General features: G+C 69.5%; 17 protein-coding genes. 3 read left to right on the top strand and 14 right to left on the bottom strand.

Features of this window, described 5'->3' with window-relative positions; genetic code table 11:
- Positions 1-36: 36 nt before the first annotated feature.
- The 4 genes from Aco04nite_RS28965 to Aco04nite_RS28950 form a co-directional block, all read right to left on the bottom strand.
- On the bottom strand, positions 37-972 hold the full coding sequence (locus tag Aco04nite_RS28965; protein ID WP_213000428.1) for an asparaginase: 936 nt from the start codon (positions 970-972) through the stop codon (positions 37-39).
- On the bottom strand, positions 969-1,802 hold the full coding sequence (locus Aco04nite_RS28960; protein WP_213000427.1) for a beta-keto acid cleavage family enzyme: 834 nt from the start codon (positions 1,800-1,802) through the stop codon (positions 969-971). Before Aco04nite_RS28960 ends, Aco04nite_RS28965 begins: the two co-directional genes overlap by 4 nt.
- A 100-nt stretch (positions 1,803-1,902) precedes the next feature.
- Positions 1,903-2,961 (bottom strand): CAF17-like 4Fe-4S cluster assembly/insertion protein YgfZ, encoded by a 1,059-nt coding sequence (ygfZ, locus tag Aco04nite_RS28955; protein WP_213000426.1) that lies wholly within the window; start codon positions 2,959-2,961, stop codon positions 1,903-1,905.
- A complete protein-coding gene (locus tag Aco04nite_RS28950; protein WP_203838182.1) occupies positions 2,958-3,359 on the bottom strand; it encodes a Fur family transcriptional regulator in 402 nt (133 codons plus the stop codon). Before Aco04nite_RS28950 ends, ygfZ begins: the two co-directional genes overlap by 4 nt.
- Before the next feature lie 62 nt (positions 3,360-3,421).
- On the opposite strand from Aco04nite_RS28950, the gene Aco04nite_RS28945 reads away from it, so the two are divergent.
- Positions 3,422-4,201 carry an aminotransferase class IV gene (locus Aco04nite_RS28945; RefSeq protein ID WP_244876374.1) on the top strand — a complete coding sequence of 260 codons (780 nt, stop codon included), beginning with the start codon at positions 3,422-3,424 and terminating at the stop codon, positions 4,199-4,201.
- On the opposite strand, the gene Aco04nite_RS28940 is transcribed toward Aco04nite_RS28945, so the two are convergent.
- Together Aco04nite_RS28940 and mtfM are read right to left on the bottom strand one after the other, a co-directional pair.
- Positions 4,182-4,745 (bottom strand): heme-binding beta-barrel domain-containing protein, encoded by a 564-nt coding sequence (locus tag Aco04nite_RS28940; protein WP_213000607.1) that lies wholly within the window; start codon positions 4,743-4,745, stop codon positions 4,182-4,184. The genes Aco04nite_RS28945 and Aco04nite_RS28940 overlap by 20 nt on opposite strands.
- A 38-nt stretch (positions 4,746-4,783) precedes the next feature.
- Complete coding sequence (gene mtfM / locus Aco04nite_RS49740; RefSeq protein ID WP_275411766.1) at positions 4,784-4,888, bottom strand: small membrane protein MtfM; 105 nt, start codon at positions 4,886-4,888, stop codon at positions 4,784-4,786.
- A 14-nt stretch (positions 4,889-4,902) separates the two neighbouring features.
- Between mtfM and Aco04nite_RS28935 the strand changes: the two genes are divergently transcribed.
- Positions 4,903-5,277: a DsrE family protein gene (locus tag Aco04nite_RS28935; RefSeq protein ID WP_213000424.1), complete on the top strand. Its 375-nt coding sequence runs from the start codon at positions 4,903-4,905 to the stop codon at positions 5,275-5,277.
- Here Aco04nite_RS28935 and Aco04nite_RS28930 read toward each other — a convergent pair.
- The 8 genes from Aco04nite_RS28930 to Aco04nite_RS28900 form a co-directional block, all read right to left on the bottom strand.
- Positions 5,274-8,120: an RICIN domain-containing protein gene (locus Aco04nite_RS28930; protein ID WP_213000423.1), complete on the bottom strand. Its 2,847-nt coding sequence runs from the start codon at positions 8,118-8,120 to the stop codon at positions 5,274-5,276. The genes Aco04nite_RS28935 and Aco04nite_RS28930 overlap by 4 nt on opposite strands.
- 124 nt (positions 8,121-8,244) lie before the next feature.
- Positions 8,245-9,039, bottom strand: coding sequence for a hypothetical protein (locus Aco04nite_RS28925; protein WP_213000422.1), 795 nt, complete (start codon positions 9,037-9,039; stop codon positions 8,245-8,247).
- 1,271 nt (positions 9,040-10,310) lie between these two features.
- Positions 10,311-10,505 carry a hypothetical protein gene (locus tag Aco04nite_RS28920; protein ID WP_213000421.1) on the bottom strand — a complete coding sequence of 65 codons (195 nt, stop codon included), beginning with the start codon at positions 10,503-10,505 and terminating at the stop codon, positions 10,311-10,313.
- 120 nt (positions 10,506-10,625) lie between these two features.
- Positions 10,626-10,958 (bottom strand): DUF1416 domain-containing protein, encoded by a 333-nt coding sequence (locus Aco04nite_RS28915; protein ID WP_203838084.1) that lies wholly within the window; start codon positions 10,956-10,958, stop codon positions 10,626-10,628.
- Between the two features lie 5 nt (positions 10,959-10,963).
- Positions 10,964-11,812, bottom strand: a complete 849-nt coding sequence (locus Aco04nite_RS28910; RefSeq protein ID WP_213000420.1) for a sulfurtransferase — start codon at positions 11,810-11,812, stop codon at positions 10,964-10,966.
- Between the two features lie 145 nt (positions 11,813-11,957).
- Positions 11,958-12,038, bottom strand: coding sequence for an Ms5788A family Cys-rich leader peptide (locus tag Aco04nite_RS50065; RefSeq protein ID WP_344572287.1), 81 nt, complete (start codon positions 12,036-12,038; stop codon positions 11,958-11,960).
- 69 nt (positions 12,039-12,107) lie between these two features.
- Complete coding sequence (locus Aco04nite_RS28905; RefSeq protein ID WP_239158988.1) at positions 12,108-12,899, bottom strand: LmeA family phospholipid-binding protein; 792 nt, start codon at positions 12,897-12,899, stop codon at positions 12,108-12,110.
- A gap of 78 nt (positions 12,900-12,977) precedes the next feature.
- On the bottom strand, positions 12,978-13,970 hold the full coding sequence (locus Aco04nite_RS28900) for a hypothetical protein (protein WP_213000419.1): 993 nt from the start codon (positions 13,968-13,970) through the stop codon (positions 12,978-12,980).
- Between the two features lie 344 nt (positions 13,971-14,314).
- Between Aco04nite_RS28900 and Aco04nite_RS28895 the strand changes: the two genes are divergently transcribed.
- On the top strand, positions 14,315-15,037 hold the full coding sequence (locus Aco04nite_RS28895) for a winged helix-turn-helix transcriptional regulator (RefSeq protein ID WP_203838081.1): 723 nt from the start codon (positions 14,315-14,317) through the stop codon (positions 15,035-15,037).

The following is a 15,037-nucleotide window of genomic DNA, read 5'->3' as shown; positions in this document are numbered from 1 at the left end:
CAAGCAAAACGCTAGCAAGAGTTAGCGTGAAGCATGTCACCAGGTCGCGCGGACCTCGCCCACCTCGTTGCCGCCGCCCAGCACCGGCACGGCGGCCAGCCGCGTCAGGACCGGCTCGTCCACGCCGAGCCTGCGCAGACCCGAGACCAGCACCGGCATCCGCGCCCGCATGGCACCATCGGAGATCTTGAGAGCGACCGCACCGACCTCAGGGATCGCCACCACCTGTACGCCCTCCGCGCCGCCCTTCGCCAGCAGCCCCGGCACCCCGCTCATCAGCAGCGTGTCCTCGGCACCGGTGCCCGCGACCAGCTCCGGGTCGGCCCGCATCGTGTCCGCGACCAGCCGCTCGAACGATGTGGGCGGCGCCGCGACCAGCCGCTGGAACCCCCGGGCCAGCGCGGTCAGCGAGAACGCGAAGACCGGCGCGCCACAGCCGTCGATCCCCGTCGCGGCGATCGGCTCGCCTACCAGCTCGGTCACCGCCGCGGCGATGGCAGCCTGCAACGGGTGTTTGGCATCCCGGTAATCGTCGAGCGGCCAGTCGTTCTCGACGCAGGTCGCGAGCATCCCGGCGTGCTTGCCGGAACAGTTCATCCGGATCCGCGACGGCCCACCGCCCTCACGCAGGACCAGGTCGCGCTCGCTCTCCAGCGACGGCAGCGCCTCGGGACAGCGCAGGGCGTCCTCGGTCAGCCCGGCCGTCTCCAGGATCCGGCGGGCCCGCGCCACATGGAACGGCTCGCCGTAATGACTGCCGCTGATCAGGGCAAGATCGGCCGGATCCGCCGTACGCAGACCGCTGCGCAACATCCCGACCGTCTGCAACGGCTTGTTGGACGAACGCGGGAACATCGGCCCGGTCACGTCGCCCGCCTCGGCCACCACCGCGCCGGCGGCGTCCAGCACCACCACGGCACCCTCGTGCACACACTCGGTGAAACCCGAGCGCACCACCTCGGCGAGAATCATCGGACCGGAACCCCCAGCAGGTCGCGCGCCTCAGCCGTGGTCAGCGGCGGGCGCTGAGCCAGCTGGGCCAGCCCCACGGCGCGGGCCACGAGCTGCATGTTCGACTCCACGGCACGGCCTTTCGCGTACGTCAGGGTGTCCTCCATACCGACCCGCAGGTGACCGCCGGCCGAGACCGAGGCGAGCATCACCGGGATGCTGCTGCGCCCGATGCCCGTGGCGGAGAACGTGGTGCCTGCGGGCAGGTCCCGGATCACGCGGTGACAGGCGACCAGCGCGTCGGCCGTTCCCGGCATCCCGCCCGGAACGCCCATCACCAGGTCGACGTGGACGTGCCCGCCCGCCGGCAGCCCGTGCCGGTCGAGCAGCACCTGCAGCGTCGTGAGCTGGCCCAGGTCGAAGATCTCGTACTCGGGGACGATGCCGCGCTCCTGCATGCGGGTGTGCAGGTCGACGATGAACTCCCAGCGGTTCAGGAACACGCCGTCCCCGAAGTTGACCGTGCCCATCGTGCAGGAGGCCATCTCGGGGCCGGCGTCGAGCACCGCCAGCCGGGCGGCCTCCGGGTCGGTCACCGCCCCACCCGAGGACAGCTGCACGATCAGATCCGTCGACTCACGCAAGGCGGCCACGGTCGCGCGCAGCCGGCCCTGGTCGAGGGTCGGCTCGGCCGCGTCGTCGCGGATATGGACGTGGACGATCGCGGCGCCGAGCGCCTCGCACTCCTTGGCGGTGGCCACGAGCTCGTCCAGGGTCACCGGCAGCGCGGGTACGGCCGCCTTACTGCTCTCCGCGCCGGTGGGCGCGACAGTGATCAGGGTCCCGGTCATAACCGAGATCCTGCCACGGAGATCGTCACGGCCCACGGTCGATGGCCGCTGCCATCCTCAGTCAGCATCGATGGCCGCGGCCGACCCGCCGGCGCCGCTCTCAGTCAGCGTCGATGGCCGCGGCCGACTCGCCGACCAGCAGGCTCGCGTCGGGGGCGACGTTGCGCTTCAGCACGGCGAGCGCGACCATGCCGAGCTCGTAGTGACGCACCGCCGTGCCGATGAAGCCCACCGCACGCCCGTCCAGCATGACCTCGGTGCCCTTGGCCGGCGGGTGATCACTGGCGATGCCGTCGAGGTGCAGCAGCTCCAGGCGCCGGGGCGGGCGGCCGAGGTGGTGCACCCGGGCGATCGTCTCCTGCCCGCGGTAACAGCCCTTGTCGAGGTGCACGGCCGGCGCGAGCAGCTCCGCCTCGGCCGGAATCGTGCGGTGGTCGGTCTCCCAGCCCAGCCGCGGCAGCTTGCGCGCGACGCGCACGGCCTCATAGGCCCACAACCCGGCCCTGGGCACGTCGGCGAGCTTCCCGAGCACGTCGTCGAGCCGCTCCCGCTGCACCAGCAGGTCAACACCGAGCGGCACCCGCCGGGCAAGGCCCCCGTCGAAGGCCCGCACCTCGTAGAGCGCAGTCGGCTCGTTCGGCACGGAACCGGCGGCGAACTTCGGCCCCGGCACGTCGAAGACCCGGGGCTCCGCCAGCTCGACGCCGAGCAGCCGGGCCGCGGTCGCCGCGGCTTCCGGGCCGACCAGCGACAGCACCGCGATCTCAGCGGTGGCGTCGCGTGGCTCGACCTGGGTGAAGAACTGCATCATCGTGAGGTATTTGAACAGCCCCGCGCCGGCACCGGGCTCGGTGTCGAGCCACGCCGTCGTGCCGTCCTCGGTGACCATCGCGTGCTGCTCGACGTGCCCGTTCGGCGAGAGCACCAGGAGCTCTGTGCCCTGGCCCTCGCGCAGGTCGCTGAGGTGCTGGGTGGTGAGGGTGTGCAGCCAGCTCGCACGCTCGACACCCGGCACCGCGATGACGTCACGGTTGGAGCGGTCGACGAGGCCGACCGCCGTGTCGAGGGTGCGCTGCTCGCGCATCGGGTCGCCGTAGTGCGCGGGCACGCCGATGTCGGCCGACTCCGGCTCGAGATCCTGGATGAGGACGGTGGTCATGAGGGCTCCTCCTTGCAGTCGCCGCAGACGCCGAACAGCGACACGTGGCCCACGTCGACCCGGAAGTTGCGGTCGGCGAGCAGTTTCTCGCTCACCGGCGCCATGATCCCCGGGTCGACCTCGTCGATCGAGCCACAGTTGCGGCAGACGAGGTGGACGTGCTGGTCCTCGCCCGCGGCGTGGTAGGTCGGCGAGCCGTGCGAAAGGTGGGTGTGGCTGACCAGGCCCAGCTCCTCGAGCAGCTCGAGGGTGCGATAGACCGTGGTGATGTTCACTCCGGCGGCGCGCTCACGCACACAGTGATGGATCTGCTCCGGGGTGGCATGGCCGAGGTCGTGGACCGCCTCCAGGATCAGCTGGCGCTGCGGAGTCAGACGCAGGCCGCGCTCCCGGAGCATCTCGGCAAGGGATGTGGCGGACACGTTACGAGCATAGTTCGCGCGGCGATACCCTCCGCGCTGTGAGCGCACCGATCCTGGTAATTCCTGGTTCCGGCGAGCTGACCGCGACCGACCGCGGGCTGCTCTACGGCGAGGGCGTCTTCGAAACCGTGCACCTGCGCCCGGACGGGCCGTGGGAGCTCGGCCCACATCTGGAGCGTTTAGCCAGGTCAGCGGCGCTGCTCGGGCTCACGGTCCCGCACGGGCTGGCCGATCTGGCGGCTGGGCTCACCCACGAGGACGGCGCCCTGCGGCTCGTGGTCACGCCCGCGACGAGTTTCGCCACCGTTTCCGATGTGCCGCAGATCTCCCGGATCCAGCGCCGGGACGGCATCCGGCTGATCACGCACGACCTGGGACTGACGAAACGGCCGCCGTGGTCACTCTCCGGCGCCAAGACCATCTCGTACGCCGAGAACCTCGCCGCCAAGCGCTGGGCCGAGCTTCAGGGCGCCGACGACCTGCTCTGGCTGACCAGCGACGGGTACGCGCTCGAAGGCCCCACCGCGAGCCTGGTCTGGCTCAGCGGGGACACGTTGTGCACGGTTCCCGCTGAACCGACCGGGATCCTGCCCGGCACCACGGCGGCGAAGCTGCTCTCGTCGGTTGTCGCGCTCGGGCTGCGTACCGAAGAAAGGATGATCTCCGTCGACGAGCTGGCGGAAGCCGATGCGATCTGGCTCGTCAGCTCGTTGCGGGGTCTTGCCGAGGCCCGGACGTTGAACGGCTCGGCACGCGCGGCGTCACCCTGGACGCCGCGCCTGCTCGGACTGCTCGGTTTTATCCACCGACCCGGATGAGGCGGGCGGAGAGGTGCGGGTGCAGCGTCGGGCCGTCGGCCGTGGCCAGCTCCTGCGCGTAGAGCAGCGCGGCGTCGACGATGCCGTAGAGGCGGTGCGAGCCGGTGACCGCGAGGCCCGTGGCGGTGTGCCCGACCCCCGCGGTGGCCATCTCCAGCCGGGTGCCGGTCGCCGCGCCCTCGTAGATCTCGATCACGCCGTTCTGCGTGGTCAGCGTGGCTTCCATCTCGTCGGTGGGGCGGCCCTCGGCGTTGAGCACCGGGCGCCAGAAACCGACCTCGCGCTCGCCCATCCCGGTCGGCTTCGAGTCGTCGTCGAGAATCCAGATCCTCGACTCGTACGCGAGGAACGGCCGGCCGTCGTGGCTGATCCGCACCTCCTGCGCGAAGTTGAAGTCCTCCGGCTCGGGGAAACCACCCTGACCGCGGCCACGCCACAGCCCAATGAACGGCAGCAGCCCCAGCAGCGCGGGGTGCAGATCCGGGCCTTTACGCAGGTCGTGGGTGTCCTCGAACGGGTACTCCTCGACCGGCGGGGCGTTCATCCAGGGCGGCGGTCCCAGCGGGTTCTCCGTCTCACTGCTCACCAGCGTCCCCTTGTTATGCGCATTGCCAGATAACCCAGCCCACCGGCCAGCGCACCGATCCCGGCGACCAGCAGGCTCACGTACCCGATCTCAGTAACCATGTCGGAGCCATCCTATGCTGACCCGTATGGCCCGCCTTCTCGTCGTCAAGACCACCGCCGGCGCGGACGCCCCGGAGCGCTGCTCGCAGGCGTTCACGGTCGCGAGCACGGCGGCGGCCTCCGGCATCGACGTGTCGTTCTGGCTCACCGGCGAGTCGGCCTGGTTCGCGCTGCCGGGCCGCGCCGCGGAGTTCGAGCTGCCGCACGCGGCCCCCCTGCCCGACCTGATCGACCTGATCCTGGCCAGCGGCAAGATGACCCTCTGCACCCAGTGCGCCGCCCGCCGCGACATCGCCCCGACGGACGTGCTGCCCGGCATCCGCATCGCCGGCGCCGCCGTCTTCGTCGAGGAGATCATGTCCGACGGCGCCCAGGCTGTCGTCTACTAACCCAATATCAGGCGCCATTTCTGACCGGTGTCGGCTGCCTGCGTGATGATCGCGCCGTCCGCCGTGGACTGGCCCGAGACCCCGAGCACCTTGCCGCTGTGCCGGGCGACGATCGTGAAAATGCCCGGCCCGGCCCAGGCCAGCCGCCACTGCTGGTTGGTGCCACCCAGATAGTCCCACTGGACCACTCGCGCGCCGTCCGCGGTTGACGCCCCACTGACGTCGGCACATTTGCCGGTCAGGGTGCTGACGATCCGGAAATGCCCGGCGCCGGCGTCCTCGAAGCGCCACACGTGATCGGCCGTGCCGGTGGGCGGCCACTGTGTCAGCTGCGCGCCGTTCGCCGACGACATGTCCTGAATGGCGAGGACCTTGCCGCTGTGGACGGCCTCGATTTTGACTGTGCCGTCCGGGACGAATCGCCAATTGTGGTCGGCGGTGCCGTTGTCGCTGAACTGCACGACGTTCGCGGAGTCGGCGGTGGACATGCCGGACACGGCGAGGACCTTGCCGGAGTTCTTATTGCGCAGGCGGGCGTACCCGTCGCCGTTGTCGAGGATTTCCCAGAGATGGTCGGCGGTGCCGTTGTCCGCGAACTGGACGACCTGGGCGCTGTCCGTTTGCAGCATCCGGTCGACGCCGAGCACCTTGCCCGAATTGACGCAGCGCAGCCGCACAAAACCGTCGCCGTTGTCGACGATCTGCCACAGATGATCGGCGGTGCCGGTGTCCCCGAACTGCACCACCCGCGCGCTGTCCTCGAGTGACATCTGGTCGACGCCGAGCACCTTCCCGCTGTGCTGATTCTGGATCCGGAACGCCACCCCCGCCGGCACCCACGGCCGCCCGGCGCCGATCCTCGGAAATGACGTGATCCGCAGCCGCGCCGCGCCCATCGGAATGAGCGTCACGGTCTCCACCGGCTCGGCCGAGGGCGTCGGGCTGTCCTGCAACGTCGTCACGATCTGATCGGCATCCGCCGTCCAAGCCGGAATCTTCCGCGCGGTCGTCGTGATGCGGATCGGCGCGGTCGCCGGCGTGAACGGGTCCGCGGCATTGCCCAGCCCGGTGGTCACGGCGAAACCGGCGGTCTGGTCGAGCCCGTAGTTCCACGCCGATCCGGGACGCACTTCCTGCGTCGGCCACTCGTCGGTGCCACCGGTCCGCGACCAGTTCTCGGTGATCGCGAGCGAAAAGGTCAGGGCCCCGAAATCGACCGAGACGGAATTGTGGTTGCCGCTCCACGTCCGGGCCCGCGCCTGCATGGGCAGCTTCAGGACGACCCGGTCACCCTCCGACCAGGTCCGGCTGATTTTTCCGTACGCGGGCCCCGGCGCTATTGGCGTGTCTTCGCCGTTGACCGTGAGGCTCGGTGCCGCACACCACCCGGGAATGCGCAGGTAGAGCGGGAACGCCACCGGGCTCGCCGTACTCACGGTGTAGGTGATCGTGTCCCCGAACGGATACGCGGTATCGGAGGCAATGCTGACCGTCGTGTTGCCGGTGACTGCCGCGGTGACCTTGGACGGGCCGTGCAGATTCGCGACCAGGCCGCCGTCCGGACTCGCGGCCCACATCTCCTCGACGTAATAGGGCCAGCCCATCCCATAGTTGTGCGGACAGCACCGGTAATTGTCGATGCCCAGCATGTACGCCTGCATCGGGAACCCGTTCTGGAACTGTCCCTGGCTCCCGGCCCGGTCCAGCAGCGCGACACTGTTCGCGCTCGTCACGTAGTGGATCCCGGTCTGCCGATTGTCCAGCGACGCGGGCAGCGAATTGAACGCCAGCTCCTCGACCCGGTCCCCCCATACGGCGTCCCCGGTGATCCGCGCCAGCATCTCGTGGCTCGCCATGAACTCGACGATCCCGCAGGTCTCGAAACCCTGCCGGGGATCCCCGAACCCGCCCCGGGCATTCTCGTCCCCGGCGAACCCACCGCCCGCGAACTGCCCGTAGGCGCTCATGATCGCCGCATAGTCCTGATAACTGGCCTGCCGGTGCGCGGCCTCCCCGGACAGCACCGAGTAGACGGCCGGCTCCCGGAACCCCTGGGCGAGGTTCACGTTGTGCGGGCTGGGCAGATTGTTCAGATAATTCGCCGAGTTCGCGTGAATCTTCCGCGCCAGGTCGAGCAGGAAGGCGTCCCCGGTCCGGTTGTAGGTCCAGAACACCACCTCCAGCGTGTCAGCCCAGCGGAAACTGCCCCAGCTCTGCGAGAAAACGCTGGTGGCCTGCGCGTTCACGTACTGGAAGAAGCGCGTCAGGAAAGGCAGGACGCGGGCGTCCCCGGTGAATTCCTGAAACCCGCGCACCGCATGCAGCATCGGCATGTGCGGCCACAGATCCGGGCCATTGTTCAGACTGGTACGCAGCCCTTCCGGCCCGAAATAGCCGTCCGGCGCCTGCGCCGCGAGCACCCCGTCGATCCAGCGCCGGGTCTCGGCCAGCACCCGGGGGTCGCCGGTCACGTAGCCGAGGCTGCTGAACCCTTTCAGCCAGTACGGAACCTCCTCCCAGCCGCCAAGGCCCGGGTGGATCCAGCCGGTGTTGTCGTACTGCAGGAAGTGCGACACCTCGGTCATCCGCCCGTTGAGACCGGCGAGCTGGTGATCGAGCTGCGTGGCGAGCCATCCGGTGGCCCGGGTCGAGCCGGGCGCGAGACGGATGAAGGCGTCGGGCTGCAACGGCGCGCGGTTGACGACGTACCCGCCCGGAGCTGCCCGCCCGAGGCCGGCCCCCGGTCTGGTTGCCGGTTTGGCTGGTTGCTCGGCTGCCGGTTGCGTTATAGCCGCGCCGGCGGGGATGGCGGCGGTTGCGGCCAGAAATTTGCGACGATCCACAGCAGCCTCCGGGTGGGCCAGGGCGTGCGCTCATGGTGGATTCTGTTCGAATCCTGTTGTTACAGGATCGTAAATCACCCCACCACCGCCGTAAATAGATAGCCGCCGGTCGATGCCCCTCAACTCACCGGCAACTGATCGTGGCAGCAACCCGCGCCACCCCGTCGCCCTCGGTGACCACCACAGAAACCTCCCCGACCCGGTACGCCCACTCACCCGCATCGGCCCGCACCACAACGGCCCCACCGGTGACATCCCCCAGCGCCCGCCCCAGGTCAGCAGGCCCCTTGACGTTGTCAGCCACAAACGTCCGCGCAACCCGCCCGTCCGGGCACGCCACCTCAACCCCGCTGTAGACGCGTTCACCCTTCAGCGCCGACAGTGCGTCCAGGAACGCATCAGGCACCTCCCCGAGCGGCGGCACCACCGGAGCCGGCGCATAGTCGACCCCCGCCGAAAGCGGCCGGCACCCCGTACTCACCGTCACGGTCACCGCCCGCGAGGTATCAGCAACCTCGGAGTCCACCCCCACGAACTCCCCCGCATCGGCATGCAACGCAAACCGCGTGCTCGCCGCGTTGTGCCGCACCCCGGCCCCGTACCCCGCAGGCAACCCCTTCGCGATCGACTCCAGCACCCCCGCCGCCTGGTCATCACGAACCCGCACAACCACATCCCGGAACGCCTCCACCCCCTCCCGGACAGGCGTGAGCGAACACCCCCGGTCAAACCTCAGAGCCCCCAGCTCCACAGTCCGATCCGGCCCATCAGCAGCAGCCAGAACAGCCCCGGTCACCCGCTCCACCAACGGCAGCGCAGCACCGATATCCCGCTGCTCAGCCACGGTCGGCGGATCATTGCGCACCGACCACACCACACCCCCCGCCAACACCACCCCCCAAGCCACCACCACCGCCACCAGCCACCACCGCCGCTTACCCGGCCCAGCCTCCCCCGCCCCCTGCGCCCCCACCTGACCAGGCCAAGCAGCCCACGACTCCGGCAACCCCGCCCCCACCCCACCAGGCGCAACCCCCCAAACCCCCGCCACCCCAGCCGAGGGGTCAGCAGCCGGGGGGCCAGCAGTTGAGGGGCCAGCAGCCGGGGGGCCAGCAGTTGAGGGGCCAGCAGCCGCGGGGCCAGCAGCTGAGGGGCCAGCAGCCGCGGGGCCAGCAGCCGCGGGGCCAGCAGCCGCGGGGCCAGCAGCTGAGGGGCCAGCAGCCGCGGGGCCAGCAGTTGAGGGGCCAGCAGTCGCAGAGGTAGTAGCCGAGGGGGCAGCAGCCGAGGGAGTCGGGGCCGCAGAGGTAGCAGCCTCAGCAACCGCGGGGGTCACGGCCCCAGAGGTCACAGGGGTCACAGCCGCGGGGGGCACAGCCTCAGCAGCCGCAGCCGCAGCCGCAGGGGCAGCAGCCTCAGGCTCGGCAGGGGCGGCAGGGGCAGGGGCGGCGGCATCAGCATCGTCGGGCTCAGAGATGGCAGCCTCGGACGCCGCAGATTCGGAGATGCCCGCCTCAAGCCCGACAGTTTCCGAGGTTGCGGAATCGGCGGACGCAACAGAGGTAGCGGGGCTAGGGCCAGAGTCGGCGAGCTCAGGGGTACCCGACTGAGGATCAACCCGCTCAGAGGTAGCCGTCCGAGGATCAGCGCGCTCAGAGGTAGCCGACTGAAGATCAGCGCGCTCCCCGCCGACACCCCCGATGCCAATGGACGAGCTAGCCGGTGGGCCGGAAGTCGGCAGCTCAGGACCGGCGTCGTCGGCGTCGGCCGGGCCGGGATTCTGTGCGCCGGCACCAGCGGACCCGGCCTCGTCAGGATCAGGCGGGGACGCGTCAGCGGGGTAGCCAGGCAAACTCACGCCCGCCATGCTCGCACGCGCCCCAACCCGGCCCCATTCACAGGTCGAGCACCGCCCGGAGAGCGATATCCAGGTTCGCCACGCCGGCCGGCGCGAGCTCACCCTGGCGCTCGATCAGATAGTCCTTCATCACCTGACCGAGCAGGGGTGTCCGGGCGATCCCACCGACATTCCGGTTGAGTCTCTGAGGGCAGGCTCCGCGATCCGCACCGGCATGACGTCCGACAGCGGCGCGGTCAGGACCGCGTCTCGTTCAGCAGTCAGCGTGTCGTGGCCGACGATGACCACTGAGCGCTTGGAGCCCAGGCGGGAAACCACCCAGATCTCGCCACGCCTCATGCGGTTTCCTTGGCGAACATCTGGTCCATGAGGTGCTCCCGCCAGTCGCGCATGTCGTCGGGGTGCTGCCGTTCGTAGTCCGCCATGAGCTTGGCGGACTCGGCAATCGCCCAGTGCCAGACCGCCTGGCGGAGAAACTCGTCGAGCGGTACACCTCTCGAGGCAGCGGTCTCCCGCACTCCGCGGAGCACCGCCGATTCCATCAAGAAGGAGACCTGCTCGGTGGGTGTGGATAAGTCGGGAAATCCTGTGGATAAAGCGCGACGGCCGGGACCCCTCGCGGGATCCCGGCCGTCGTGGCAGAGCGTGGGTCAGGCTGCGGCGACGCTGAGGCCTACCTCGTTGACGCCGCGGGTGGCGTCGACGGCCAGTTCGCCGTTGCCGGAGCGGGAGAGGGCGCGGAGCGTCCAGGTGCCCGGGGCGGCGAAGAAGCGGAAGACGCCCTGTGGGGAGGTGACGACTTCGGCGGTGAATTCGCCGGTGGAGTCGAGGAGGCGGACGTACGCGCCGGCTACCGCCTCGCCTTCGGCGCTGGTCACCGTGCCGGTGATGACGGTTTCCTTCTGGAGGTCGACGCTGGCCGGGATGGGGGCCGACTGGTCGGGGGCGGCGCAACCGTCCGCGATGTTGGAGGGGCTGGTCATCCGGGTCACGCCTTTCCGGGTTCGTCGCCGAGGGCGATCGGGACGCCGATGAGCGAGCCGTACTCGGTCCAGGAGCCGTCGTAGTTCTTCACGTTCTCCTGGCCGAGGAGCTCCTTGAGCACGAACCAGGTGTGCGAGGAGCGCTCGCCGATGCGGCAGTAGGCGATGGTGTCCTTGCTGCCGTCCAGGCCCGCGTCGCCGTAGATCTTGGTGAGGTCGGCGTCGGACTTGAAGGTGCCGTCCTCGTTGGCGGCCTTGCTCCACGGGACGCTGATCGCGGTGGGGATGTGGCCGCCGCGCTGGGACTGCTCCTGCGGGAGGTGGGCCGGGGCGAGGAGGCGGCCGGCGAACTCGTCGGGGCTGCGGACGTCGACGAGGTTCTTCTCGCCGATCGCGGCGACGACCTCGTCGCGGAACGCTCGGATCGAGAGGTCGGGCGCCTTGGCAACATAAGTGGCAGCGGCCCGGGTGGGGATGTCCTTGGTGTACGGGCGGGCGTCGAGCTCCCACTTCTTGCGTCCGCCGTCGAGCAGCTTCACGTCTCCGTGGCCGTAGAGCTTGAAGTACCAGTACGCGTACGCCGCGAACCAGTTGTTGTTGCCGCCGTAGAGGATGACGGTGTCGTCGTTGCCGATGCCGCGGTCGGAGAGGAGCTTGGAGAACTGCTCCTGGTTCACGAAGTCCCGGCGGACCGGGTCCTGCAGGTCGGTCTTCCAGTCGATCTTGATCGCTCCGGGGATGTGGCCACCGTCGTACGCGGTGGTGTCCTCGTCGACCTCGACGAAGACGATGCCCGGGGTCTCGAGGTTCTTCTCGGCCCAATCGGCAGAGACGAGTGCGGTGTCGCGACTCATCGCGGTACTCCCTTGGTCAGGTGAGAGAGGGGTGAGTCAGCGCGGGGGGACTTTGGAGAGGTCGCACGCGCGCTGAACCGGGAAAACGGATCACGCTTTGCGTACGGCGCCACTGCCGGGCTAAGGAAATGCGGAAGTGGCCCCGTCAGATGACGGGGCAACACAGGCAGGCGGCCACGCGGCACAGGTCGACCGCGCGCCTCTTGGTGAGCAGCAGGAGGCTCATGTCGCTGACCCTACCAGCGGTTCCAGAGCCCGGAACACCGTCGACCACCATCCGGGACGGAGGCGGCCGTCACAGTCCGCCCGAACTCAGCGACACATTGTTGGCCCCCGTGGTCACTACCAGGCCGTCCGCACGGGGTTCGACCTTCTGGACCTTGAGGTTCAGCGGCAGCGCGGGCACGGCGAGGTCGTAAGAGAGCTGTTGCACGTAGTTGTCGATCAGGTTGCGGACCAGCGGGATGTTCGGCAGCCCGTCAGCGGTCACGTCGGCGAAGCGGACCTTCACGACGCCGTCCGTCACCTCGAGATTCGCGGTGCCGGTGACGTTGAACGTCTGACCCAGTGCCTCGACCGGCGCCGTCCCGACGAGTTTGCCGTCCTTCTCCCCCACGGTCAGGCCCTTCTGCCCGATGAGGGTGGCCAGGTCGGCGTACGCGATGGTGCCGGTGCCCGTCACCGTGCCGGCCTTGATGTCGCCGTTGCCGTTGCGCAGGGTGTCGATCGGTGCGTCGACGTCCTTGGCCCGGATGTCGAGGGTCGGCATCTTGATCTTCTGGTCCGCGGTGCCGGTCGGGGCGGTGAAGTTGTTCAGCAGGATCTTGATCTCCTGGTAGTCACCGCTGGCGACCTGCGTCAGGAACGGGACGCCCTCAACCGTGACGTCGGGCTTCTCCGCGGTCGCCTTCTGATTGGCGAGCTGGTCCGACACGCGGTCACCGATGACCCGTTCCGCGTAGGACGCGGCGACCCGGTCGGCAACGACCAGCGCCACTGCCAGCAGGATCAGGAGCACCAGGAAGGTGATCAGCAGGCGCCGGCCCCACCTCTTGCGGGGTTTGGCGGACCCGTACACCTCAGCCACTTGTTGCTCCTCGCGACGACCTTCAGGGGATGGCGACGGTATATGCCCAGTGCCACGCTCCGGAACACGTGTAACGGGTCAGGAAAGCATGAAGGAGGTCAGGATGTACGTGATGGGCAGGGACAGCGCGAACGCGCCGAGCGGACCCTGCATGTGCCGGGCCACCCAGAACGTCGGCGCGTCGCCGGCCATGCTGCGGCCCGCCTCGGAGAAATTGACCGCGAGGTCGACCAGCCCCGCGATGCCCGCGACCGCGAAGCCGAGGATCGCGCCCTTGGCGGGGGTGAACGGCAGCACGAGGACGCTGCCCAGAGCCGCGGCCGCGAGGGTGCCGAGCATCGCGCCGAGGATCACGCCGGTCGCGCCGCGGGGCACCGCCGGGGCGATCCGAGGCTTGGGGAAGACCGCGTCGGTCAGATGCGCCACCAGCAGGGACAGCGCCACGGCGGCGAGGCAGACCAGCACCGCCTGGGTACCGATCGGCTTGCGGACGAGCACGAGCGGCGTCGCGAAGGAAACCACGCCGAGCACGATGACGAACGTGCCACCGAGGGCGTCACGCAGCTGGAGCCGGTCCTTGGCGCGGATGGTCTGGCCGACCAGCGCCACCACGAAACCGCCGACGAGCAGGTAGATCAGGTCCAGCACGCCGGCCGGGTCGCTGGTCACCGCCAGGTAGTCCGCTGCCAGGCCCGTGGCCATGCACACCCCGGCGACGATCCCGGCCGCGGGCGGCCGGATCGCCATCGTGAAGGCCAGGACGTAGAGCGCCTGCACACCGAGGAGCACGATGGCGTACGGCAGCCGCGCATCGGGGCCCGACGACTGCGCGCCGAGGATCAGGCCGGCACCCAGCAGCGCCGCGAAGCCGCCGATAGCGACCGACAACTGGCGGCGTACGGGAACGAATCGAACTTCTTCTTCGAACTCGTCCTCGTCGTCCTCGGCCGGCTCCTCCGGACGGTCGCCGGCGTAGAAGCCGGAGTCGCCCCGGCGCGGCGCGGAACGAGCGATCTCCCGGGAGACATCCTCGTCCCAGGCATCGCTGTCTCGCGGGGTGGTGGGAAACACGTCTGCGATGGTGCCAGACCCGGAGCAAAACGTCCCCATCGCGGGCCGTCCCGCTATCCGGCATGATCGGACCGGCGTTTCGTCACGCCCCGGCAACATGGGTACGCTCCCAGCTGGTGTGATGTGCCACTCGGGTAAAAGGCTGGTTACCAATTGGCCGTTCGGCCACCTCCGGGGCGTTCATCACATCACTCGGTGTTCGGATATGGGTGATCTACCGAATGCATCGGTTAAGGTATTCGCAGCCCACCCGTCGGTGACGCCGGGAAGAGACCCTCCGGATGTGCAGCCCTGTGCCGCGCAGACCGGGTCACCCGAGCGGCCCTCGTGCCGCGAGGATCGAGGTGAGTGTGGAAATCCTCCTGTTGGTGACGGCCCGCGCCGGTGAGCCTTCCGCCGTGCTCCCCGCCCTGGACCTGCTGCCCCACTCCGTGCGCACCGCTCCCCGCGATGTGCGCACTCTGGTGTCGGGCCCGAGCCCGGATGCCGTGCTGGTCGACGCCCGCTCCGAGCTGTCGGAGGCCCGGGCCACCTGCCGCATGCTGCACGCCACGGGCATCGGCGTGCCGTTGATGGCCGTCGTGACCGAGGCCGGCCTGATCGCCCTCAACGCCGACTGGGGTGTCGACGACGTCATCCTGGCCAGCGCCGGACCGGCCGAGGTCGAGGCCCGGCTGCGCCTGGGTGTCGGCCGGCTGACCAATGCCACAGCCGGGGCCGGTGGCTCCATCCGGGCCGGCGAGCTCAACATCGACCCCGACACGTACGCCGCCAAGCTCAAGGGCCGGCCGCTCGACCTCACCTACAAGGAGTTCGAGCTGCTCAAGTTCCTGGCGCAGCACCCGGGCCGGGTCTTCACCCGCGACCAGCTGCTGCGTGAGGTCTGGGGCTACGACTACTTCGGCGGCACCCGCACGGTCGACGTCCACGTCCGTCGCCTGCGCGCCAAGCTCGGCTCCGAGTACGAATCGATGATCGGCACCGTGCGTCAGGTCGGCTACAAGTTCGTCGTGCCGCCGACCGGCCGCCAGCTTCCCGACAACGAGCCCGTCTCGCTGCCGGTCTGA

Origin of the sequence: Winogradskya consettensis (assembly GCF_018332715.1) — a bacterium.
Classification (GTDB): domain Bacteria; phylum Actinomycetota; class Actinomycetes; order Mycobacteriales; family Micromonosporaceae; genus Actinoplanes; species Actinoplanes consettensis.
The sequence above is the reverse complement of the archived record's forward strand: the minus strand, read 5'-3'. Positions and strand labels throughout refer to the sequence as shown.

Excerpts from the sequence above, each read along its gene's own strand:
- Aco04nite_RS28965 (WP_213000428.1), bottom strand. The coding sequence starts at position 972 with ATGATTCTCGCCGAGGTGGTGCGCTCGGGTTTCACCGAGTGTGTGCAC.
- Aco04nite_RS28960 (WP_213000427.1), bottom strand. The coding sequence starts at position 1,802 with ATGACCGGGACCCTGATCACTGTCGCGCCCACCGGCGCGGAGAGCAGT.
- ygfZ (WP_213000426.1), bottom strand. The coding sequence starts at position 2,961 with ATGACCACCGTCCTCATCCAGGATCTCGAGCCGGAGTCGGCCGACATC.
- Aco04nite_RS28950 (WP_203838182.1), bottom strand. The coding sequence starts at position 3,359 with ATGCTCCGGGAGCGCGGCCTGCGTCTGACTCCGCAGCGCCAGCTGATC.
- Aco04nite_RS28940 (WP_213000607.1), bottom strand. The coding sequence starts at position 4,745 with ATGAACGCCCCGCCGGTCGAGGAGTACCCGTTCGAGGACACCCACGAC.
- mtfM (WP_275411766.1), bottom strand. The coding sequence starts at position 4,888 with ATGGTTACTGAGATCGGGTACGTGAGCCTGCTGGTCGCCGGGATCGGT.
- Aco04nite_RS28935 (WP_213000424.1), top strand. The coding sequence starts at position 4,903 with ATGCTGACCCGTATGGCCCGCCTTCTCGTCGTCAAGACCACCGCCGGC.
- Aco04nite_RS28915 (WP_203838084.1), bottom strand. The coding sequence starts at position 10,958 with ATGACCAGCCCCTCCAACATCGCGGACGGTTGCGCCGCCCCCGACCAG.
- Aco04nite_RS28910 (WP_213000420.1), bottom strand. The coding sequence starts at position 11,812 with ATGAGTCGCGACACCGCACTCGTCTCTGCCGATTGGGCCGAGAAGAAC.
- Aco04nite_RS50065 (WP_344572287.1), bottom strand. The coding sequence starts at position 12,038 with ATGAGCCTCCTGCTGCTCACCAAGAGGCGCGCGGTCGACCTGTGCCGC.